We start from the raw sequence: 20,315 nt of genomic DNA on the forward strand, positions 1-20,315 counted from the left end.
GGCGACGACCGCCGATGCGCTCCCGCGCATCCGGGGCTTCCCTGACCCACCGGGGGGTGCGCGCTCACTAGGCTCGCCGCATGGCTTCCCTACACCGGTCGGTCTCCACCGGCATCAGCACCGCCGTCCTGCTCCTCGCGCTGACCGGCTGCACCGCCCCTTCCGAGCCCGTCGCCACGGAGTCGGCCGCCGCGCCGACGACGACGGAGGCGACTCCGACTCCGACTCCGACGCCGGAGCCGAGCGCCGAGCCCTCGACCCGGCTCGCCGATTGCGGCACGGTGCTCGACGAGGCCGGGAACGCGGACCTCGCCGAGGACAACCTGAAGCCGTTCGAGTTCCAGTACCAGAGCTGGGACTACCCGTTGCTGGCCGAGTTCGTTGCCGACGGCGTGGTCTGCCAGTGGGCCGGCGGCGGCGACGTGTTCGTCGTCGTCGGGCAGCTCGCCATGGACGAGGCCACCTGGGACGCCACCCGCGCCGACCTCGAGGCGACCGGCTACCGTCAGGACGACTCGTTCGGGATCGAGGGCTTCGTCGACGGTCCCGATTCCCCGGATGAGAGCTACCCGGCTCGCGGCTTCGTCTGGCGCGACGGCATCCTGTACTACGTCAGCTACCCGGGCATCCTCGAATTCGTGCCCGCATTCCAGTCCTGACGCTGACCGGCGGGGCGGCCCTGCGGGAGGGCGGCCACCCGGTCTCGCTCAGTCGGCCGGGCGCAATTGCGCGACGACCACGACGGCGTCCTCGCCGTACCGATCGTCGAACGCGCGTTGGAGCGTGCCGTCGTCGAATCGAACCTCGACCACGAGGCGTCCGTTGAGCGGGACCGACGCGAGGAGGCCGGGCACCTCGCCCTCGAGCTCGGACTGCAGCGCGAGCGCCTCGTCCTCCGGCAGCGGGCCCGCCGGGAGGGCGGGATCCCACGGATCCGGCGCATCCCGATCGGCGGGCGGGTCGTACAGCGCGGCGAGGATCGGCTCGCGCGTGACCGTGAACGTCTCGCCGTCCCAGTCGCCCCAGACCGCGTAGGCGCCCCAGGTCACGCCCGAGGCGGTCTCCTCGCCCTCGACGGTCTCCCAGTCCCATCCGACGACCTCGGGACCGCCGCACTGCGGCGGGTACGACTCGGCGATGGCGCCGAGGCACAACTGGGGCGCGTCCTCGTCGACCTGGAGCACCGTGCCGACGGCGTGCACCTCGGTGACCATCTCCGGAAGCGCGGTCGGCAGCCACGGGTCCTCGGTGCCGCGCGAGGCGCCGCCGCCGCTCGTGGCGCAGCCCGCGAGCGAGACGAGCAGGGCGGATGCCGCGAGCATCCCGATCGTGATCCGTGGTGCGTGCATCGTGCCTCCGTCTCCATTGTCGGGGCAGGGGTCCGCCGAAGGGATGATTCCGCGGATTGCGCGCCGGACGGCGCCCGGGCAGGGCGTACCGTGGATCGGTGAGCAACTCGACGAACCGCGCCACGCTCATCGTCGACGGCATCCTCGCCGCCCTGTTCTTCGCGGTGTGCGTGCTCTACGCGTTCGTCGGCGGGTGGCCCGACGTGGTGGTCGTCGTCCTGTTCTCGGCGGCGCTCGCGATCCGGCGCGCCGCGCCGGGCGTATCGCTCGTGGTGGCGTGGGTCGCGGCGTGCGCGCAGATGCTCATGCTGCGCGAGCTGCAGCCGGCGGATGCCGCGGTGTTCGTCGTGGTCTACTCGACCGCGGCGCACGGCTCGAAGGCGGTGCGCTGGTGGGGTCTCGGCTCGGCCGGGGCGGGCGCGGTCATCGCGTCGGCGTACCTCTCGGTGGTGATGCCGCTGGTCAACGGGGTGGGCATCGCCCCGACCACCGACGCGATCGGCCGCATCACATGGTCCGCGCTGCTCTTCGGCGCCGCGATCACTGGGCTGGTCCTGGCGTGGACGATCGGCCTCCTCGCGCGCACGGTCCGCGATTCCCGCGAGCAGCGCCGCCGGGCAGAGCTCGACCGGCGCGAGCGGGAGCACGCGGAGTACCGCTACGTGGTCGAGCAGGAGCGCACGCGCATCGCGCGCGACATGCACGACGTCGTGGCGCATTCGCTCGCGGTGGTGATCGCGCAGGCCGACGGCGCGCGGTTCGCGGCCCGCACCCGCCCCGAGGCCGCGATGGATGCGCTGGAGACGATCTCGGGGGTCGCGCGGGGCGCGCTGGGCGATGTGCGGCTGCTGCTCGGCGAGCTCCGGCATCGCGAGGGCGAGTCGCCGCAGCCGGCGCTCGACGACCTCGACGACCTCCTCGAGCAGGTGCGCGGGGCGGGGCTCGACGTGCGTCGCACCGAACGCGGCGAGCGCGTGCCGCTCGGCGCGGGGCACCAGATCGCGGTGTACCGCATCGTGCAGGAGGGTCTCACGAACGCGCTCCGGCACGGCGACACCGCGCAGCCGGTCGACCTCGCCTTCGACTGGAGCCCGGAGGGCGTGGACGTGCAGGTCGAGAACGCGGTGACGGATGCCGCGCACCCCGGCACCGGTGACGAGACCGGTCCGGGCCCGAGGCACGGCATCCCGGGCATGCGCGAGCGGGCGGAGCTCGCGGGCGGCACGTTCGCCGCCGAGTCCCTCGAGGACGGTCGGTTCCGCATCACGGCCCGCATCCCCGCGCAGGCCGCGTCGTGAGCGCCATCCGCGTCGCCCTCGTCGACGACCAGGCGCTGTTCCGCGCCGGCATCCGCATGCTCGTCGAGTCGCAGCCCGACCTGGTCTTCGCGGGCGACGCCGCCGACGGCCGGGCGGCGATCGCCCTCGCGGAGCGCAGCCGCCCCGACGTCATGCTCATGGACGTGCGGATGCCGCAGCTCGACGGGATCGCGGCCACCGAGCGCATCCTCGCCGATGCCGAGCGCGACGGCCGCGTGCCGCCTCGCATCCTCGTGCTCACGACGTTCGACCTCGACGAGAACGCGGCGCGCGCCATCCGTGCCGGGGCGAGCGGATTCGTGCTGAAGGACGCCGAGCCGGAGTTCCTGCTCGCGTCGATCCGCACGGTGCACCGCGGCAACGCGGTGATCGCCGCGAACGCGACCCGGGAACTCATCGCGAGCGCGTCGCGGGCGAGCGGGCGACGGCCCGCACCGGCGGCGTGGTCGGAGCTGACGGCGCGCGAGCGCGACATCTTCCGCCTCGCGGCCAAGGGGCTCTCGAACGCTGAGATCGCGGCATCCGAGTACCTCGGCGAGGCGACCGTGAAGACGCACCTGAGCCGCGTGCTCGGCAAGCTCGGCCTCCGCGACCGCGTGCAGCTCGTCGTGTTCGCGTACGAGCACGACCTGCCGGTCGACTGACGTCCCGGCCCCGAAGGTCACCCGAGCGGATGACGCGGGCGAGCCGATCGGCGGACGCGTGCGTCCCGGTCCCGTCCATAGCGTCAGAGGCATGCAGATCCAACCCTCAGACCTCGGACTCGTCGCCCGCGTCGCCGGACTCGGCAAGCGATACGGCTCCGGTTCGGGCGCCGTCACCGCGCTCGACGACGTGTCGCTCGGCCTCCGCCGCGGCGAGTTCACCGCCGTCATGGGCCCGTCGGGCTCGGGCAAGTCCACCCTGATGCACATCATGGCCGGCCTCGACTCGCCGACGTCGGGTCGCGCCTGGCTCGGCGACACCGACATCACCGAGCTTCCGGATGCCGCGCTCACGGTCCTCCGCCGTCGCCGCGTGGGCTTCGTGTTCCAGTCCTTCAACCTGGTGCCGACGCTCGACGTGGAGGGCAACGTGCTGCTGCCCTTCGAACTGGACGGACGGACGCCGTCACGTGACGAGCGCGCCGTGATCGACGGGCTCCTCGATCGGCTCGGGCTCGCCTCCCGGCTCCGCCACCGGCCGCATGAGCTCTCGGGCGGGCAGCAGCAGCGCGTCGCGATCGCGCGGGCCCTCGCGACGCGGCCCGACCTCGTGTTCGCCGACGAGCCGACCGGCAACCTCGACTCGCGCACCGGCCGCGAGGTGCTCGCGATCCTCGCCGAGGCGAGCCGGGACTCGGGCCAGTCGATCGCGATGGTCACGCACGACCCGGTGGCCGCCAGCCACGCCGACCGCATCCTCTACCTCGCCGACGGCCGCATCGTGCGCGATGCGACGCGTTCGACGCCCGAGGAGATCGCGACGTACATGCTCGCCATGGAGGCCGCCGCGTGAACCGCCTGAACCTCGCCGACCAGTGGCCCACGTTCACCGTCGCGACGCTCGCGTCGGCGTTCGGGGCGATGCTGCTGCAGGTCACCGGGCTGCTCGGCGCCTCGATCCGCGCGGACGACACGGCCGCGTCATCCGGTACCGCCATGCTCATGCTCGCGATCACCGCCTGGGTGTTCATCGTCATCGCCGTGTACGTGGGCGCCATCGTGACGTCGAACACGGTGGCGACCGTGGTGGCGGGGCGCACCCGTCTCATCGCCCTGCTGCGGCTCGTGGGGGCCTCGGCCCGGTCGCAGCGTGCCGCGATCGCCCGCGAGGGGCTCGTGGTCGGCACCGCGGGAGCGGTCGCGGGCGTGCTCGTGGGGTCGTTCGCCGCGTGGGGCCTCGGCCGCTGGGCGGTCGTCGCGGACGTGATCCCGGACACCCCGTACGACTGGGTCAACGTCTGGGTCGCGCCGCCCGCCGCGGTGGTCGCGCTCACGACGTGGCTCGCGGCCTGGGTCGGGTCGCGGCGCGTGCTGTCGGTGCGTCCGGCCGAGGCGCTCGGCGGGGCGAACGAGTCCTCGCATGACGAGCTCCGCACGCGCCGCGGCCGGAACGCGACCGCGATCACCCTCACCGTCGCGGGGGTCGCCCTGCTCGCGCTCGGCGTCCTCGCCGGTCTCGTCACCCCGCTCGGGGTGTTCATCGGGCTCATCGGCGGCATCCTCTCGTTCACCGGGATCGTGCTCGGCGCGCACGTCGTCATGCCGCCCGTGCTGCGCGCGGTGGGCCGGCTGCTCGGCCGGTCGCCGTCGGCGCGGCTCGCCGCCGAGAACGCGGTCCGCAATCCCGAGCGGAGTTCGCGCATGACGATCGGCCTCGTCATCGGCGTGACGCTCGTGACGATGTTCGCCGTCGCGATGGAGTCGTACCGCGTCCTGATGATCGAGTCGGTCGCGGACCGGCCCGAACTGGTCGCGGGCATCCAGGCGATGGTGGATGCCACGGTCGCGGTCTTCAGCGTCCTCATCGGCTTCAGCGCGCTCATCGCCGCGATCGGCCTGGTGAACACGCTGTCGCTGAGCGTCCTGCAGCGTGGCCGCGAACTGGGCCTGCTGCGCGCGCTCGGCTTCGAGCGCCGGCAGCTGCGGGCCATGGTCGTCGCGGAGGCGGCGGCGCTCACGGCCGCCGCGACGGTGGTGGGCGTCGCGCTGGGGGTGGCGTACGGCTGGGCCGGCGCCCAGTCGCTGCTCGGCGGGGCGACGGGGCAGCCGCTGCTCATCGCGCCGGTCATGCCCTGGCCGGTGCTCGGCCTGGTGGTCGTCGCGGCGGTCGTGCTCACGATCATCGCGTCGGTCGCGCCCGCGCGACGTGCCGCTCGCGTCTCCCCGGTGGAGGCGCTCGCGGTCGGCTGAGCGAGAGGGTCGGATGCCGGGTCCTGGGGGCGGCATCCGACCCCTGCCGCGCGTCCGCGTGCCGCGGCCCGTCACGGGGCTGCGGCTCCGGGCGCGCTGGTGTTAGCCTTGTCGCGTGCTTCACGGCCTGCTTCTCCTTAGCTGCCGCAGCGAGTCCTAGTTCACAGGCCTCCCTCGCTGCGGAGTCTGTCGTCGGCTGAAACCCCCGAAGAGCGAGAAGAGCACCTCATGAAGAACACCCAGAAGCCCTCCGCGATGCCGGTCCATCGGTACCGCCCCTTCCATGAGCAGATCCGCGTCGACCTGCCGGATCGCACGTGGCCGTCCAAGCGGATCGAGAAGGCGCCGCGCTGGTGCGCCGTCGACCTGCGCGACGGCAACCAGGCCCTCATCGACCCGATGAGCCCCGAGCGCAAGCGCATCATGTTCGACCTCCTCGTCCGCATGGGCTACAAGGAGATCGAGGTGGGCTTCCCCTCGGCGAGCCAGACCGACTTCGACTTCGTGCGCAGCCTCATCGAGGAGGACGCGATCCCGGAGGACGTGACCATCCAGGTGCTGACCCAGGCGCGCGACCACCTGATCGAGCGCACGTACGAGTCGATCCGCGGCGCGAAGCAGGCGATCGTGCACCTCTACAACTCGACGAGCGTGCTGCAGCGCGAGGTCGTCTTCCGCACCGACAAGCAGGGCATCATCGACATCGCCCTGCACGGTGCCCGGAAGTGCCGCGAGATGGAGGCGACCGTTCCCGGCACGACCGTCTACTACGAGTACTCGCCCGAGAGCTACACGGGCACCGAGCTCGAGTTCGCCGTCGAGGTCTGCAACGCCGTGCTCGAGGTGCTGGAGCCCACGGCCGAGCGGAACGTCATCATCAACCTGCCCGCCACCGTCGAGATGGCCACGCCCAACGTGTACGCCGACTCGATCGAGTGGATGTCGCGGCACCTGGCGCACCGCGAGCACGTCATCCTCTCGCTGCACCCGCACAACGACCGCGGCACGGCGATCGCCGCGGCCGAGCTCGGCTACCTGGCCGGCGCCGACCGCATCGAGGGGTGCCTGTTCGGCAACGGGGAGCGCACCGGCAACGTCGACCTCGTCGCGCTGGGCATGAACCTGTTCACGCAGGGCATCGACCCGCAGATCGACTTCTCCGACATGGATGAGATCAAGCGCACCGCCGAGTACTGCAACCAGCTGCCCGTGCACGAGCGCAGCCCGTGGGCGGGCGACCTCGTCTACACGGCCTTCTCGGGATCGCACCAGGACGCGATCAAGAAGGGCTTCGAGGCGATGGAGGCGCGCGCCGCCGAGCGCGGCGGCACCGTCGACGACCTGGCCTGGGCGGTGCCGTACCTGCCGGTCGACCCGAAGGACATCGGCCGCAACTACGAGGCCGTGATCCGCGTCAACTCGCAGTCCGGCAAGGGCGGCGTGGCCTACCTGCTGAAGAGCGACCACGCGCTCGACCTCCCGCGGCGCCTCCAGATCGAGTTCTCGGGCGTCGTGCAGGCCAAGACGGATGCCGAGGGCGGCGAGGTCACGAGCGACGAGATCTGGCGCATCTTCAACGACGAGTACCTGCCGGCGCCGCAGGACCGACCCGCCGAGAAGTGGGGCCGGTTCGAGCTGCTGTCGCTGCGCACCGAGAGCGACCTCACGGGCGACGTGCGGGTGCGCGTCGGCCTGCGCGACGGCGACGAGCGCGTCGACGCCGACGGGTCGGGCAACGGTCCGGTCGCCGCGTTCCTGTCGGTGCTCGCGGCCGAGGGCGTCGACGTCCGCGTGCTCGACTACAGCGAGCACGCGATGTCGTCGGGCGGTGACGCGATCGCCGCGGCCTACGTCGAGTGCCAGGTCGCCGGCCGCACCCTGTGGGGTGTGGGCATCGACGCGGACATCTCGACCGCGTCGCTCAAGGCCGTCGTCTCCGCGGTCAACCGGGCACTGCGCGCCGCGCGCGTGCGCGAGGAGGCCGAGGCGCCGGCGCTCGCCTGAGCCACCGGTTCGAGCGGGCGGGCGCGGCATCCGTCGCCCCGCCCGCACTCGGGTGCTCGGAGCTCAGCGGCGGCGCCACACCCGCCAGCTCGCGATCGCGCGCTGCTCGGGAAGGCTCCAGCCGAAGCGCACCGACCCGAGGCGGATGACGGTCGTGACGATGACGCACGCGATCGCGGCGACCGTGATGTTCGCGCCGAGGGCGACGAGCACGACGATGAGCACGGTCCCGGCTCCGGCAGCGACCGCGTAGAGCGACCCGACGTGCATGAGCGCGATCGGCAGGTTGAGCGACACGTCGCGGAGGATCGACCCGCCGACCGCGGAGACCACGCCCACGAAGACCGCGGGCACCTCGGGCACGCCGGAGGCGAGCGCCTTGCTCGTGCCGATCGCGGCGAACAGGCCGATGGTCACCGCGTCGAGCGCGATGATGAGCGGGTTCAGCCGGGTGAACAGGCGCAGCAGCGCCATCCCGAGCAGCGCGGCGAGCGTGGCGACGACGAGGTACCAATTGCTCTGCATGGCCGCGGGCAGCTGGTTCAGCAGGACGTCGCGGAGGAGACCGCCGCCGAGCCCGACCAGGATGCCGATGAGGGCGACCCCGAGCAGGTCGAGCCGGCGGTCCTTCAGGCGCCCGGCGAACATCGCGCCCTGCAGGGCGCCCACGCCGACGGCGGCGAGGTCCGTCCAGAGCGGGATCTCGAACGCGGCCACGTTCACGATGCGGCACCGTCGCGCCCGTGCGGGGCGTCGGATGCGCCGTCGGCGACCGCCGCGAGGTACTGCTCGAACGTGATCCGCCCGTACGGCTCACCCGGGACCAAGTTGGCACCCGACGCGAACGCCGCGAAGCGCGTGCCGGGAAGACGGAACGGCACGGTCGGGCGCCGGGAGCCGCGCGCCGCGATGTAGGCCCGGGCGAGGTCGCGCGCGGTGCGCACCTCAGGGCCGCCGATGTCGGGCACGAGCCCCGCGGCATCCGTTTCGACCACCTCGACCAGGCGCCGGGCGACGTCGACCGCGTCGATCGGTTGGAACGAGAACGACGGCGCGAACACCACGGGGGAGAAGCGCTGCACCGCGAAGAGCGACGCGACGAGGTCGTGGAACTGCGTCGCTCGGAGGATCGCCCAGCGCAGCCGCGATTCCGCCACGAGGCGCTCCGAGGCGCGCTTGCCGCCGTAGTAGCCGAGCGGGATGCGATCGATGCCGACGATGGACTGGTAGATCAGGCGCGGCCGGCCGGAGCGCTCGGCGAGGCGCACGAGGTTGCGCGTGAGCTCGGTGTCGTCGCGCAGGTTCGTCGCCAGGTGGAGCACGGCGCCGACCCCCTCGAGTGCCGCTTCGACGCCCTCGCCCGTCTCGAGGTCGCCGCGCACCGTGCCGGGCGCGCCGCTGCGGCTGAGCACTCGCACGTCGAATCCGCGGGCGGTGAGCTGCGGGACGACGGCGCGACCGAGCGTGCCGGTCCCGCCGGTGACGAGGATGGGAGCGGACGTCGAGGTCACCCGACCCATTCTGCCGTCCGGCGCGACCCGATGCGCCGGGTTGCGGCGACGACACGGCGCCGACCTCGGCGGTCGGTGGGAGAATCGACGGGTGCCCGTGTACCGAGATGACGCCGTCGTGCTGCGCACCCACAAGCTGGGCGAAGCCGACCGCATCGTCACGCTGCTCACGCGGCGGCACGGCAAGGTGCGCGCCGTCGCCCGCGGGGTGCGGCGCACCGCGTCGAAGTTCGGGTCGCGGCTCGAGCCGTTCATGGTCGCCGACCTGCAGTTGTACGAGGGCCGCACGCTCGACGTGATCACCCAGGCCGAGACGATCGGCTCGTACGGCGCCGAGATCGTCGACGACTACGAGGCCTATACTGCCGCGAACGCGATGGTCGAGACCGCCGACCGCGTCACCGAGGCCGAGGGTTCGACGCAGCAGTACCTGCTGCTCGTCGGTGCGCTGCGTTCGCTCTCGCGGCGCGAACACGGGCCGGCGCTCACCCTCGACTCGTACCTGCTGCGCGCGCTCGCGATCGCCGGCTGGGCGCCGAGCTTCGTCGACTGCGCCCGCTGCGGGCGCCCGGGCCCGCACACCTCGGTCGTCGTGCAGCTTGGCGGGGTCGTGTGCGACGAGTGCGCACCGCCCGGCGCGCCCCGCGTCGCGCCCGCGACCGTCGACCTGCTCGGTGCGCTCCTCGCGGGCGACTGGGCGATGGCGGATGCCGCACCCGAACGAGATCGCGCCCAGGCGAGCGGCATCGTCGCGGCGTACACCCAATGGCATCTCGAGCGCGGCTTGCGCTCGCTCTCCCACGTCTCCCGAGGAGCGACCCCCCAGTGACCCCGAAGCCCTACACCCACAAGGATGCGGTGCCCTACCGCCCGCTCGACTGGACCGGGGTCCACCCGCCCGCGTTCCCGAAGGGTTCGGTGCCCGAGCACGTGGCGATCGTCATGGACGGCAACGGCCGCTGGGCGAACCGCCAGGGCCTCACCCGCATCGAGGGGCACAAAGCCGGCGAGGCGGCGCTGCTCGACGTGGTCGCGGGCGCCATCCAGGCCGGGGTGAAGCACCTGTCGGTGTACGCGTTCTCGACCGAGAACTGGAAGCGGTCGCCCGACGAGGTGCGCTTCCTCATGGGCTACAACCGCGACGTGCTGCACCGGCGCCGCGACCAGCTCAACGAGTGGGGCGTGCGGATCCGGTGGGCCGGCCGGCGCCCGCGGCTGTGGCGCTCGGTCATCGACGAACTGCAGCACGCCGAGCGGCTCACGGCCGGCAACGACACCATGACGCTCACCATGTGCGTCAACTACGGCGGGCGGAACGAGCTCGTCGACGCCGTCCGCTCGATCGCCGACGACGTGGCATCCGGTCGCCTGCGCCCCTCGGCGGTCACCGAGAAGCTCATCCAGAAGCGGCTCTACGTGCCCGACCTGCCCGACGTCGACCTGTTCGTGCGGAGCTCGGGGGAGCAGCGCACCTCGAACTTCCTGCTGTGGCAGTCGGCCTACGCCGAGATGGTGTTCCTCGACACGCTCTGGCCCGACTTCTCGCGCACCGACCTGTGGCACGCCATCGACCTCTACGCGTCGCGGAACCGCCGCTTCGGCGGGGCCGTCGACCGGCCGGCGGAGGACGTGGGCGCGTAGGGTCGTGCGGCGGTCAGCCTCGCCGGTTGCGACGTCGGTGTCGCGATTGCGGGGCGATCAGCGGGCAGGATTGCGGGCGGGTCTTCCGGGCAGGGGTGCTTCGCGCTGAACCGCGTTGTCACCGCGGGTCGCTCTTCGCCGCTAGGGACCGGCTATCGGGCGGCGAGCACTGGATGACGGATGCGCGAGGCCCGACGGCCGATCTCAGCTCTCCGACTCATCCGGAATGGTCGGATACCGCCACGAGTGAATGACGTTCCACCACGCACGGACGGCAAGCCCGACGAACGCGAGCCAGAAGATCAGCTGGAGAGGCCACGGCATCGGACCGCTCCCGAGGGACATCAGGATCAGCGCTCCGGCGGCGAACACGTTGAACGTTGCGCCGACGGCACCGGTCGGGCCCCACGGGTTCAGCGTGTCGGACCACCCGAACCAGCGGCGCACCAGACCGATCATGACGGGCCACTCGTCGCGAAACCGACCAGCGCCATGGCCAACCAGAACGCTGCGGTAGCGAACATGAAGAGGATGAGGACATCGGCAATGCGTTTGCCGACTCGTAGGCGCGAGGACTCAACGCCGCCGTTGATGATCCTGAGACGGTCGACCAACCAAGCGCGGACTGCTGCGGAGCCGATACCGACCATTCCCCACCAGAACGCGAGGAAGAACATGGCAGTCGTCGGCATCCCGGTCACTCCCTCTCGATCACCAGTTCAGATCGGGCTACGAGGAGCCGCGGATGGAAGCGTATCGTCTCGATGAGTCGATCAAACCGCAGCCGTCCTTGATCGGTCATCTTTGAGGGATCGAGATCGGACATAGGGTCGAGGAATGAAAGAGGCGGCACCCTCAGCGCTCGGGGGCGTCAGCGTCTTCGCGCTGCTGGTAGTCCGGGGCCTGCTTCTTTGGATCGTCATCCCGGTCGGCTTCATCGCTTGGCTGCTCTTTGGCTGGGTCCTTGGCGTCGGAGCCGGTCAGTTCCTCGGGTGGGTCGACCTCAACCTGATCGCCGCACTACAGCGTGTCCTTGTCCACCGCGTCAACGGCGAGTGGCCAATGCCACGAGTCGCTTTCGTGCCCATTGCCAAGCTGCAATCCGTTCGTCATCGCGTTAGCGTGCTCGACCCCGTCTGAGGGTGTCGTCGTTGAGGGATTGCATCTGATCGCTGGTCCGCTCGGCTGATTCCGACTAGCCGGTCGAATGCCCAGGACCACGCCCCTTCGGCCCGCCAGTGCCCTCGGCGGCGGCGGACCGCTGGCGGCGCCTCCGAGCCCAACCGACGAGCAGGAGCGCCCCGCCCGCGAGAGCAGTGGACGCGACGAGGTAGAACCAGTAGAAGTCGTTAATGACCGGGAACAGCAAACCGGCCGCGCCAGCGCCGACAAGGACAATCAAGCCCATGGCGAACTCACCGGAAGCCGAGCGTAGCCGGAACAGGTCCCGTACACGGCCGATTGCGGGGCGTGAGGAATCCCTGCGCCGTCCTCGCGATGCGATGTCCTCGGCCATGCGCCGACCCTATCCGACAGGTCTCGGCAGATCCTTTTGGCACTGTTCGTTGAGGGGTCGCCGTGCGGCGCGGACAGTCCCGGGTCGGCGCGGAACCGGGATCGCATTCAGCGCCGACTTCTGCATACCCCGAAGGCGTCCTTGACGGCTGCCGCGATGCTCTGCCGCAGATCGAAATGGCCGGCACCCGTCTTCACGCGAAGCACGCGCGCTCTGAACAGTCCAGGAGACGTTGGCGCCATATCTCCGACGATGTAGGCGAGACCAATATCGACGTACTGCTCGAGCACCCGTCGAAGCTCGTCATCCGTGATCTCCTCATCGAAGTGGTTCAGCGAGAAGCCACCATCGACGTCAAGAGCGATCCACCTGTCTCCCGGGGTCCAGACAACTGCCCATCGTTCAGGTGCAGTAGTGCGCCTCATCCGAAGAAATCTGGCGCCGTTACGGATTCCGAGATCAGTGTTCACTCCGTCCTGTCGGGGCTGGAGTGCGCGCAGCGCCGCCTCAACCCTCGGGACCTCCACGATGCGACCCTTCCGCTTGGCTCACAGCCATCATCGCTGATGCCGCGGGAGGGCGACCCGCACCAGAGTGACGCGTTGAGGGATTCCGTTAGGACTGGTGCTTGCGGCTTCTGACCCACATGGCGAGAGCCACGATCCCCATCGCTGCGACTGCAACGCCTCCGAAGACCAACGTGTTCCACACGACGAAAGAGTCCACGCCCGACGGTCTCACGCGCGAAGCGCGAGCGCAACGATCACCGCGCCCGTCGCGGAGACCCGCTGAGGGATCGGCCGAGATGAAGTCAGCCGCGGGTGAGCTCTTCTCGAAGAGCGCGGATCTCTGCTGTGAGCAGGTCCATCTCAACTCTCGTGGCAGCTTGGTCGTTGCTCGTGGACTGGCCCACCTTCTCAACGATCCAGGACGCCAGGGTCGCCGTGACCACACCAATCAGGGCAATTCCGCCGATCATCACCCCGACCGCGATGAACTGACCTGTCGGCGTCACGGGGAAGTAGTCTCCGTAACCAACCGTCGTGATGGTCACGAACGCCCACCACAGTCCATCTCCGATCGTCTGGATCGACCCATCCTGACCCCGCTCCGCATCGAGGACGGCAACGGCAGCGACCCAGACCAGCAGCAGCGATGCGCCGATGACGTAGAGGATCACCCGACCACGGAACGCTGCGCCGGCCGTGCGCTGGAGCACGGCGAGGAGAGTTACGAGACGGAGCAGCCGAAGTGGTCGAAGCATCGGGAGGACCACGATTGCAAGGTCGAACAGATGGGTGGAGAACCAACGCCACCGATGCGCCGCGAGCCACAGGTTGACGACGTAATCGATGACGAACAGCCCCCAGGTGACCCAGATGACTGCTTCGGCGACGTCCGCGGCGGTGCCGGTGAGTTCGCCGATCACTTGCCACGAGTACGCGACGAGGAATGCCATGGCGGCGATCGCAAGCGGCCAATCGGCGAGCTTCTGCCAACGTTGCTGATCCATGGCGGCCAGCCTATGGTGGGGCACCAGTCGCACTGAGGGATCGTCCGTGCGCCGAGGTGGGCTCCGACGCTCTTGGCTGCGCTTGTCAGCGGATGTCCGCTCGGTGATGCTTCGAATACTCTGAGTCAGGTCGACGGATGGAGTTGCCGGGCGTGGTGCGATGCTGAGCGTGAGACGGCGAGCCGGCCCGCCGCCGAAGCGTCGCCTCGGAGCGCTCTACCTCGCGATCATCTCGGTGATCGTGATCATCGCTGGGGTGACGGTCGGCTCACGATCAGGGCCGGTGAATGGGATCTTGGCAGCGACTGCCACGCTGATGCTGCCGCTGCTGATGACGCCGCTCTGGTTGGTATCGTTCGCGATCGGCCGTTCGAGGCTTCGCCGGCTCCGCGACGCATCCGATCTCGCGGCTGACTGTCTCGCCGTGCGCACGACCGCGGACTTCTCGTCGTTTCCGCCGTCTGAGCGGCGTACGTTCGACACGTACGTTCGGCCCTGGACGACGTACCAGTTGCTGACGCTGACGCCCGAGGCGATGGAGCTTCGGACCTTTCCCCGCATGGGATGGTCCGGCGGAGCACGGTTGCGGTTCGACCGGGTCGCCACGGTCGACGTCGGCAGCGCCGACTTCGGTGACTTTCGGGAGCGCGCGATCATCGTGTCGGGCACCGAGCGCGGCCGAGAGTACGCCATCGGGATCGTGCCGGTGAGGGAGCAGTCGCTGCTCATCGTTCCCGCCAGCGACCAGCAGTTCCGAGACCTCGCGGATGAGGTCGTCACCGCGGCGGAAGCGACCGTGGCGCTCCGCCGCTCGTAGCGGAGCCCCACGATGATGCCTCGATGGCGCGCTTGCAGATCGCGCTGGGGGATCGTCGGTGAGTCTGAGCGAGGGCATGATCGAGGGCGGCGCAGCCTCCTCCTCGCAATCGGTCGATACGCTCAGGGCGATGACCGATGTGACCCAGGCGTACTCCCGCCGCGCCGCCGAGTACACGGACCGTCTCGGATCGATGGATGCCGTCCACCCGGCCGATCGGCAGCTCGTCGACAGCTGGGCTGAGATGGTAGGCGGCCCGGTGCTCGACGCGGGCTGTGGGCCTGGGCACTGGACGAAACACATCGCCGACCGCAGCCTGAACGTCTGCGGCATCGATCTCGTTCCGGCCTTCATCGAGCACGCTCGCTCGACCTACCCCGGGATCCGGTTCGACCTCGGGAGCATCGACCACCTCGAAGCACCTGACGACCACTTCGGGGGCGTGCTCTCCTGGTACTCGACGATTCACCACCATCCGTCGCGCATATCGTTACCGATCGGCGAGTTCGCGCGTGTGCTTCGTCCGGGTGGAGCTTTACTTCTGGGCTTCTTCGATGGCTCGACGACCGATGAGTTCGACCACGCTGTCGCACCTGCGTACCGGTGGCCGGCATCCGCGCTGCACGAAGTCTTGGGAACGAACGGCTTCAAAGTCCTTGAAGCGTATCGGCGAACCGGGCGAGGACACAGGCCTCACGGCGCCATCCTCTGCCAGCAGAACGTTGACGCCCCGCCGATCTGATCCGGGCCTCGACCCTGCCACGTTACGTCGGCCGCGCACCGCTGAGCGATCGTGCGTGCTCAGGGACGCTAGTCACGCGACGTCAGGTCAGGGGATGGCACCCTTGCCGGCATCTCGCGCAGCACCGGCTCCATACGCGCGGGCCTGCGCCTCAGCGTGCGATGCGTCCGCAGCGTGACCCGATCCCTGGGAGTTTCGACGGTCTCGGACCGTCAGGATCCAGACGAGCCCGCCAAGGAGAGCGATCCCGACCACGATTGCGATGCTGACGATCTCCATCGATGCTCCATTCGCTTTCGGTCAAGCTAGCACCGCACTCTCATTGAGGGATCGTGGGTGGTGGCTGGACGCACTAGCGCGGCAGACTTGGCCCAGGTCGGCTGCCGGGCGACGAGGGGGCGTGGTTGGTAGTGTCTACGGGTTCCGCGGGGGTGGAGCGTCGGGGTTCGACCGGCGCACCCAGGTGGGTCATGCCGGCCCTGCTCGCGGCCTGGTTACTGGCCGTCGTGACCAATATCGTGATCGCGCTCAACGCGATCACCGAGATGTTGTACTTCGAGCTCGACATTCCATCCAGGGAGGGCCTCATTGCGGCGAGGCCGTGGGTGCGGGGCAGCATGCTCGGGTTCATCGTGCTCGCCGCACTGGGTTGGTGGATGGGCTCGCGCTGGTGGCAGGCGCTCCTCGTCGCGTCAACGGGGGTGGTCGGCCTCATCCTGCTCCGGATCGAGGACAACGGCCCCATCGTCGCAATACCGTTCCTGATCGTCACCGGCCTCGGCGCCCTGGCCACCCTGTTCACCGCACGCCCCTTCACCGGAAAGAAGCGCCGCCAGCCACGGACCGCGACAGCAATGCCGGAGGCGTAGGGGCCTCTTCTGAGACAGTCCCCGCGAGCGGATCGCCCTGAAACCCACCGATCCGACCCCTCGCAGAACGGGATCGTCCGTGCGTCGCCGGCGACCTGCTATCGGAGGCCATCGGCCGTTGCCCGCTCGCGCGAGAGGTGCTCGATCTGGGCGGCGAGCCGACGCAGCCGCGGCCGACGCGCCGTCAACGCACACAGTGTCCGCTCGTCGAGGACAGCGAATGTGATCGGCTCGGACTGCGCTCGGAGCGTCAGCACCAGCACGTCCGAGCGGCCGGTGAACATGCGCGCTCGCGCGGTGTCCACGCGCTCGACCTCCTCGATCGGGATGAGCACGGTTCCGGCGCCCCGAGCCTGACTCATGAAGCCAAGGTGCGAACTGTTCGCGAAGAAGACGAAGCAATCGTCGCCGACCTTCTCCAGAACCGGGTGGCCCACGGCCGCTGAGAGCGCGGCGGAGGTGCTCAGTCCACGACGACCAACAAGAATGAGCGCCCCACGGTCCTGCCTGCTGAATGCGCGCGCGCGACGCAGGACAGGGACCCGGAACGCCAGTACGCCGGCGCCGTAGAGGCCGGCGATGAGAACGAGCGAGCCCCCGACCAACGCCCAGCCTCGGGAGGGATCAACAAGAAACGCGTCGACGAGGGTCAGCGCCGTCACAAGCCCATATGGGACCGCCAGGCCGATCGTGCCCCAGAACCACCTCGTGCGGGCAAAAGGGACCGCGCCGGCCGCAACATCGCTCAATTGCTGTTCCCCGCACTTCTCGCTGGCACGTCCATGCCCATCTTGCAGCAGTCGAGCGCTCGAGCTTGGTGAGGGATCGTCGGTGGACCGGGTTGCGGTCGGCTCGAGGAGCGGCACATCGATGTCGACGACGTGTCATCTACCGCGGCTGGCGCCTCAGCGGTCGTGCCCATCTCGGGCGGGTGCGGGGTGGGGTGAGTTGCCGCGGCGAGCTCGTCGGACTGATCCGTCGATCACGAGGCTCGCCGACCAGATGAGGGCTACGAGGCCCGGGATCCAAGCCGTCAGGCGGCCGTCGGACCACCCGGTCGCGGCGAAGACCACGAGACCGAGGATTACGACGGCAGATAGCGCGAGCCATAGCCGAGGGTGTCTGCGGCGGAAGCTTGACGGTTCGGGTGCCGCGGCCTCGACCTCGGCGCGCATCTCGTCGCGAAACTGCTGACGAAGGCTGCGCGCAGTGATCACGATTCGGTCGGCGTACGACTCCTCATCGTTGGACAGGAGCAGGAGCGCTGATGGGTGAATCCGAAGGATCGCACAGAGATCGTGAAGTGCTGCAGCGTGCGGTCCTCGACGGAACAGCGCACGCAGATGAGCGCTGCGCTCCTGGTCGAGGCGGAACCGTTCGACCCACGCAGCAGGGTCAGCCTCGTCGAGCACGAGATCACTGAGCATCGCGCTCACCGTTGCGCCATTGTGGTCGACTTGCCCGGGCTTGCTCGGGTCGACCCGGAGCCACGGCCTCCGCCAGGTCATGACGACCGCATGACGGCGATGTATGAAGGCCGCGGACGTTTCCTCGCCAACTCGCCACATGGCGATGCCGTCGGTCATCGCCCAAACACCGCCCGTCAACGCCCTGTCACGGTCCGCCGGATCGTGGACTGTGAGCGCAAGGCCCATCTCCCCGGCGTCGACGGCGGCGAACGACATGTCGAATCGCGCCGCGAGAGCCTCCAGCACGCCGGGCTTCTCGTGCGTCGTCCACACGATCGCGTCAACGTGCCCCGACCCAACGGGCGCCGTCTCGAGGACCGCCTCAACACCGGGTTCATCGTCGAGCTGCTCGATGCGCTCACCGGCAAGAGTGCTTCCTCGCCCAGCCAGCCTGTTCAGGCCGCTGATAAGCCGATCCTGGTCCAACCGGGACCATTGCAGTTCCGGGCCATATGTGTCGACGACTTCAAGGGGCGACCCGTCATCGTCCAACGGAACAAGCGCGAACGTGCCGCCTTCGGACTGGCTGTGCCGCACGGCCGCAGGCACGCGAAGTTGGCGGAAGAGTCCCGCGAGGTCTTCGGCGCGATCGGCTTCGGACGCCGGCAGATCGAGTCGTGCCCAATAAGCCGGCTCCGGCTCGAACGCGGACATCACGCCGCTCAGCCTATTCGGCGCTCCTCGGCACGGCCGATCTCGTCCGGTCACGCGGGGCCGAGCGCGACACCACCAGCCGTATCCTCAAGCCTGCACCGAAGAACCGGGCCCTCTTCTCGACGTTCTCGCTTGCGACTGCCAAGCCGCGTCAAGTCCTTCGTACTCCCGCGTGAGGTAGGCGAATGCCTTATTGCCGGGTGCGAGGTCGAACACCGTCTTCCTGTATACGCGTCGAAGCGGGATGCCGAGTTCGACGAGGTTGGGAAGCTTCGCAAGCGTCGTCAGCTGTTCGACTGGTAGGCGCGTCCCTGGCAGGTGAAGGGCTCGCAGGTTCGTAAGCCGACCGATCCATTCGAGATCGGCCACCTCGAGCGTCCGGTCCGAACCGAGATGACCGTTGCCGAACGCCAGCCTCTCGAGCGACTGAAACTGACCGATAACCTCCGGGTTGCGAGCCGAGAAGGGCTGATCGAGCACGAGCGTGTGCAGCTTGTGGAGGGACGCCAGCGGTTGTAAATCCTTGACTGCGCGGGCACCGCCGAGCGAAAGCGTGCGCAGCTCCTTCAGCGAACGCAAGGGATTCAGGTCCGAGTACGGCCCCCACTTCACCGCAAGCGACTTCAGTTGATGCTGTCCGCCAACTGCATCGAGCAGCTCCTGCGGTACTTGAGAAACGAGATTCAGGTCCGTGATGCCTGTGGTCGAGCCGCTCAAGAACTCGACCCACTCGGCGAGGATCCGCTTCTGCTCGCTGCGTTTCGTGACTCCGTTGCCCTCCAGTTGCGTCGCCTGGACTTCAACCGAGCGCTGGCCTCGATACTGCTCGACGCGCCAGAGAGCCTCGCGTCGACGTCCGAAGAAGTTGGCCACCGGAACATCTTGCAGCACATCCTGCAGCGATCCGCGGCGGCCGCGAGGCGGTGCGAACTTGGTCGCCGCGGCCTTATGAGCGCGCGCTCTGCCTCGGCTCGATGAGTCCTCGTCGGCTCCGGCGTTCGCGCTGCGCCGCCCGGCCGTACTCCCGTGCCGACGGGAGCCACAGCAGCACCGCGCCGACCGCCCCGGCGATCGCGCCGGCGATGAAGGTCAAGGCCGCATCGACGACGCCAATCATCGTCAAGATTGCGAAGCCCGTTGCGACGAACAAGGGCCACCGATGCCCTCGAAAGATGAAGAAGGCGCACAGTAGCGGGACCGATATCGCCACGACGGAGAACACCGAGAAGACGATGACCGTCAGGATCACCGCTGTCAGGGGATAACCCGAGTACTGAGATAGGGAGAAGACGGGTATCGCGTTGATGGAGAAGAGACCCGCTGACGTGGTCAGCGCCATGGCGCCGGCCATGACGCTCACCGGCGCTCGGTCGAACAGGAGCCTCTTTTCCACGAACGTTCCTCTCACCGCGCCTATCCCCGGTGTCTCGATTGTGGACTAAACGGCCAGCTCAGCGCCTCAGACCTTGACTGTCCGACTCGCTGGTGGGATTTGGAATCTCCGAGCGTTTCGCGCGAAGGGATCGTTCGTGCGTTGTGGTCGGAGTTCCATGAACGAACCTGCCGTGCCGAGCTACCGGGGAGTTCGAGGGCTCCATTCGTGCTCGAGAATGCTCATCATCACATCGTCGTACCAATGACCGCCGACCAGTGCGGCGTCGCGTTCGCGACCTTCCTCGACGAAGCCGCATCGGAGGTAGCACCGAATCGCGCGATCGTTGTACGCGAGCACTCGCAGGTCGATCCGGTGGAGATTCAGCGTCTGGAAACCGTGCCGAAGGATGGCCAGAGTGACCTCAGTTCCGAGCCCGAGTCCGATCGCGTCGCGGTCCAAGATGCCTATGGCGTAACGCGCACGACGGTCCGCCGGGATGATGCTGTGGAGTCGGGCGGTACCGATGAAGCGCCCCGCGAACTCGATCGCCCAGTGGGTGGCGTCGCTCTCTGCCGTCACCTCCAGGAACCACGCTTCCGCTGCTCGTAGCGTGATCGGTCCTGCTGTATCGGCCGTGGGGGG

Annotated in this window: 25 protein-coding genes; 12 read left to right on the forward strand and 13 right to left on the reverse strand. The window is 69.2% G+C overall.

Annotation, left to right across the window (positions count from 1 at the left end; all coding sequences use genetic code 11):
• Nucleotides 1-80: 80 nt before the first annotated feature.
• Nucleotides 81-659 (forward strand): hypothetical protein, encoded by a 579-nt coding sequence (locus AVP42_RS01530; RefSeq protein WP_067945422.1) that lies wholly within the window; start codon nt 81-83, stop codon nt 657-659.
• 48 nt (nt 660-707) lie between these two features.
• Here the strand turns inward: AVP42_RS01530 and AVP42_RS01535 are convergent, their stop codons facing one another.
• On the reverse strand, nt 708-1,349 hold the full coding sequence (locus AVP42_RS01535; RefSeq protein WP_067945424.1) for a hypothetical protein: 642 nt from the start codon (nt 1,347-1,349) through the stop codon (nt 708-710).
• A gap of 98 nt (nt 1,350-1,447) precedes the next feature.
• Here AVP42_RS01535 and AVP42_RS01540 point away from each other — a divergent pair, with 98 nt between their 5' ends.
• From AVP42_RS01540 to leuA, 5 genes are all read left to right on the forward strand, one after another.
• The gene (locus tag AVP42_RS01540) at nt 1,448-2,647 is read left to right on the forward strand and encodes a sensor histidine kinase (protein ID WP_067945426.1); all 1,200 of its coding nucleotides are present in this window, start codon (nt 1,448-1,450) and stop codon (nt 2,645-2,647) included.
• Nucleotides 2,644-3,312 carry a response regulator transcription factor gene (locus AVP42_RS01545; RefSeq protein ID WP_067945428.1) on the forward strand — a complete coding sequence of 223 codons (669 nt, stop codon included), beginning with the start codon at nt 2,644-2,646 and terminating at the stop codon, nt 3,310-3,312. Before AVP42_RS01540 ends, AVP42_RS01545 begins: the two co-directional genes overlap by 4 nt.
• 91 nt (nt 3,313-3,403) lie before the next feature.
• On the forward strand, nt 3,404-4,165 hold the full coding sequence (locus tag AVP42_RS01550; protein WP_067945430.1) for an ABC transporter ATP-binding protein: 762 nt from the start codon (nt 3,404-3,406) through the stop codon (nt 4,163-4,165).
• Nucleotides 4,162-5,562, forward strand: coding sequence for an ABC transporter permease (locus AVP42_RS01555; protein WP_067945432.1), 1,401 nt, complete (start codon nt 4,162-4,164; stop codon nt 5,560-5,562). The genes AVP42_RS01550 and AVP42_RS01555 overlap by 4 nt, the downstream gene beginning before the upstream one ends.
• 228 nt (nt 5,563-5,790) lie before the next feature.
• The gene (gene leuA, locus AVP42_RS01560) at nt 5,791-7,566 is read left to right on the forward strand and encodes a 2-isopropylmalate synthase (RefSeq protein WP_067945434.1); all 1,776 of its coding nucleotides are present in this window, start codon (nt 5,791-5,793) and stop codon (nt 7,564-7,566) included.
• A 63-nt stretch (nt 7,567-7,629) separates the two neighbouring features.
• Here the strand turns inward: leuA and AVP42_RS01565 are convergent, their stop codons facing one another.
• Nucleotides 7,630-8,289 carry a trimeric intracellular cation channel family protein gene (locus tag AVP42_RS01565; protein WP_067945436.1) on the reverse strand — a complete coding sequence of 220 codons (660 nt, stop codon included), beginning with the start codon at nt 8,287-8,289 and terminating at the stop codon, nt 7,630-7,632.
• Complete coding sequence (locus AVP42_RS01570; RefSeq protein WP_231878496.1) at nt 8,286-9,077, reverse strand: SDR family oxidoreductase; 792 nt, start codon at nt 9,075-9,077, stop codon at nt 8,286-8,288. Before AVP42_RS01570 ends, AVP42_RS01565 begins: the two co-directional genes overlap by 4 nt.
• Nucleotides 9,078-9,168: 91 nt before the next feature.
• Here AVP42_RS01570 and recO point away from each other — a divergent pair, with 91 nt between their 5' ends.
• Entirely contained in the window at nt 9,169-9,906 is a 738-nt protein-coding gene (gene recO / locus AVP42_RS01575; RefSeq protein ID WP_067945440.1) for a DNA repair protein RecO, read from the forward strand.
• Nucleotides 9,903-10,718, forward strand: a complete 816-nt coding sequence (locus AVP42_RS01580) for an isoprenyl transferase (protein WP_067945442.1) — start codon at nt 9,903-9,905, stop codon at nt 10,716-10,718. Before recO ends, AVP42_RS01580 begins: the two co-directional genes overlap by 4 nt.
• A gap of 204 nt (nt 10,719-10,922) precedes the next feature.
• Here AVP42_RS01580 and AVP42_RS01585 read toward each other — a convergent pair whose 3' ends face one another.
• Both AVP42_RS01585 and AVP42_RS01590 read right to left on the reverse strand, forming a co-directional pair.
• Nucleotides 10,923-11,177 (reverse strand): hypothetical protein, encoded by a 255-nt coding sequence (locus tag AVP42_RS01585; protein ID WP_067945444.1) that lies wholly within the window; start codon nt 11,175-11,177, stop codon nt 10,923-10,925.
• Entirely contained in the window at nt 11,174-11,410 is a 237-nt protein-coding gene (locus AVP42_RS01590) for a hypothetical protein (RefSeq protein ID WP_157356666.1), read from the reverse strand. The genes AVP42_RS01585 and AVP42_RS01590 overlap by 4 nt, the downstream gene beginning before the upstream one ends.
• 145 nt (nt 11,411-11,555) lie before the next feature.
• Between AVP42_RS01590 and AVP42_RS01595 the strand changes: the two genes are divergently transcribed.
• Nucleotides 11,556-11,858 carry a hypothetical protein gene (locus tag AVP42_RS01595; protein ID WP_067945448.1) on the forward strand — a complete coding sequence of 101 codons (303 nt, stop codon included), beginning with the start codon at nt 11,556-11,558 and terminating at the stop codon, nt 11,856-11,858.
• Nucleotides 11,859-11,913: 55 nt separating this feature from the next.
• Here AVP42_RS01595 and AVP42_RS01600 read toward each other — a convergent pair whose 3' ends face one another.
• The 3 genes from AVP42_RS01600 to AVP42_RS01605 form a co-directional block, all read right to left on the reverse strand.
• On the reverse strand, nt 11,914-12,234 hold the full coding sequence (locus AVP42_RS01600; RefSeq protein WP_157356667.1) for a hypothetical protein: 321 nt from the start codon (nt 12,232-12,234) through the stop codon (nt 11,914-11,916).
• A 107-nt stretch (nt 12,235-12,341) separates the two neighbouring features.
• Nucleotides 12,342-12,659, reverse strand: a complete 318-nt coding sequence (locus tag AVP42_RS16335) for a hypothetical protein (RefSeq protein WP_157356668.1) — start codon at nt 12,657-12,659, stop codon at nt 12,342-12,344.
• Nucleotides 12,660-13,045: 386 nt separating this feature from the next.
• Nucleotides 13,046-13,747 carry a potassium channel family protein gene (locus AVP42_RS01605; RefSeq protein ID WP_067945492.1) on the reverse strand — a complete coding sequence of 234 codons (702 nt, stop codon included), beginning with the start codon at nt 13,745-13,747 and terminating at the stop codon, nt 13,046-13,048.
• 169 nt (nt 13,748-13,916) lie between these two features.
• Between AVP42_RS01605 and AVP42_RS01610 the strand changes: the two genes are divergently transcribed.
• The 3 genes from AVP42_RS01610 (at nt 13,917) to AVP42_RS01620 (ending at nt 16,175) form a co-directional block, all read left to right on the forward strand.
• Nucleotides 13,917-14,564 (forward strand): hypothetical protein, encoded by a 648-nt coding sequence (locus AVP42_RS01610; RefSeq protein WP_197466916.1) that lies wholly within the window; start codon nt 13,917-13,919, stop codon nt 14,562-14,564.
• Between the two features lie 58 nt (nt 14,565-14,622).
• On the forward strand, nt 14,623-15,306 hold the full coding sequence (locus AVP42_RS01615; RefSeq protein WP_369798122.1) for a class I SAM-dependent methyltransferase: 684 nt from the start codon (nt 14,623-14,625) through the stop codon (nt 15,304-15,306).
• Nucleotides 15,307-15,776: 470 nt separating this feature from the next.
• Nucleotides 15,777-16,175, forward strand: a complete 399-nt coding sequence (locus tag AVP42_RS01620; protein ID WP_067945454.1) for a hypothetical protein — start codon at nt 15,777-15,779, stop codon at nt 16,173-16,175.
• A gap of 98 nt (nt 16,176-16,273) precedes the next feature.
• Here AVP42_RS01620 and AVP42_RS01625 read toward each other — a convergent pair whose 3' ends face one another.
• The 5 genes from AVP42_RS01625 to AVP42_RS01645 form a co-directional block, all read right to left on the reverse strand.
• Nucleotides 16,274-16,837: a hypothetical protein gene (locus AVP42_RS01625; protein ID WP_067945456.1), complete on the reverse strand. Its 564-nt coding sequence runs from the start codon at nt 16,835-16,837 to the stop codon at nt 16,274-16,276.
• A 243-nt stretch (nt 16,838-17,080) separates the two neighbouring features.
• Complete coding sequence (locus AVP42_RS01630; RefSeq protein WP_197466917.1) at nt 17,081-18,298, reverse strand: hypothetical protein; 1,218 nt, start codon at nt 18,296-18,298, stop codon at nt 17,081-17,083.
• An 87-nt stretch (nt 18,299-18,385) separates the two neighbouring features.
• Nucleotides 18,386-19,171, reverse strand: a complete 786-nt coding sequence (locus AVP42_RS01635) for a hypothetical protein (RefSeq protein ID WP_067945460.1) — start codon at nt 19,169-19,171, stop codon at nt 18,386-18,388.
• A 73-nt stretch (nt 19,172-19,244) separates the two neighbouring features.
• Nucleotides 19,245-19,691: a hypothetical protein gene (locus tag AVP42_RS01640; protein ID WP_067945462.1), complete on the reverse strand. Its 447-nt coding sequence runs from the start codon at nt 19,689-19,691 to the stop codon at nt 19,245-19,247.
• 180 nt (nt 19,692-19,871) lie between these two features.
• Nucleotides 19,872-20,315: GNAT family N-acetyltransferase (locus AVP42_RS01645; RefSeq protein ID WP_157356669.1), on the reverse strand; the 444-nt coding region annotated here is incomplete at its 5' end.

Source organism: Agromyces sp. NDB4Y10 (genome assembly GCF_001620055.1).
Lineage (GTDB): Bacteria > Actinomycetota > Actinomycetes > Actinomycetales > Microbacteriaceae > Agromyces > Agromyces indicus.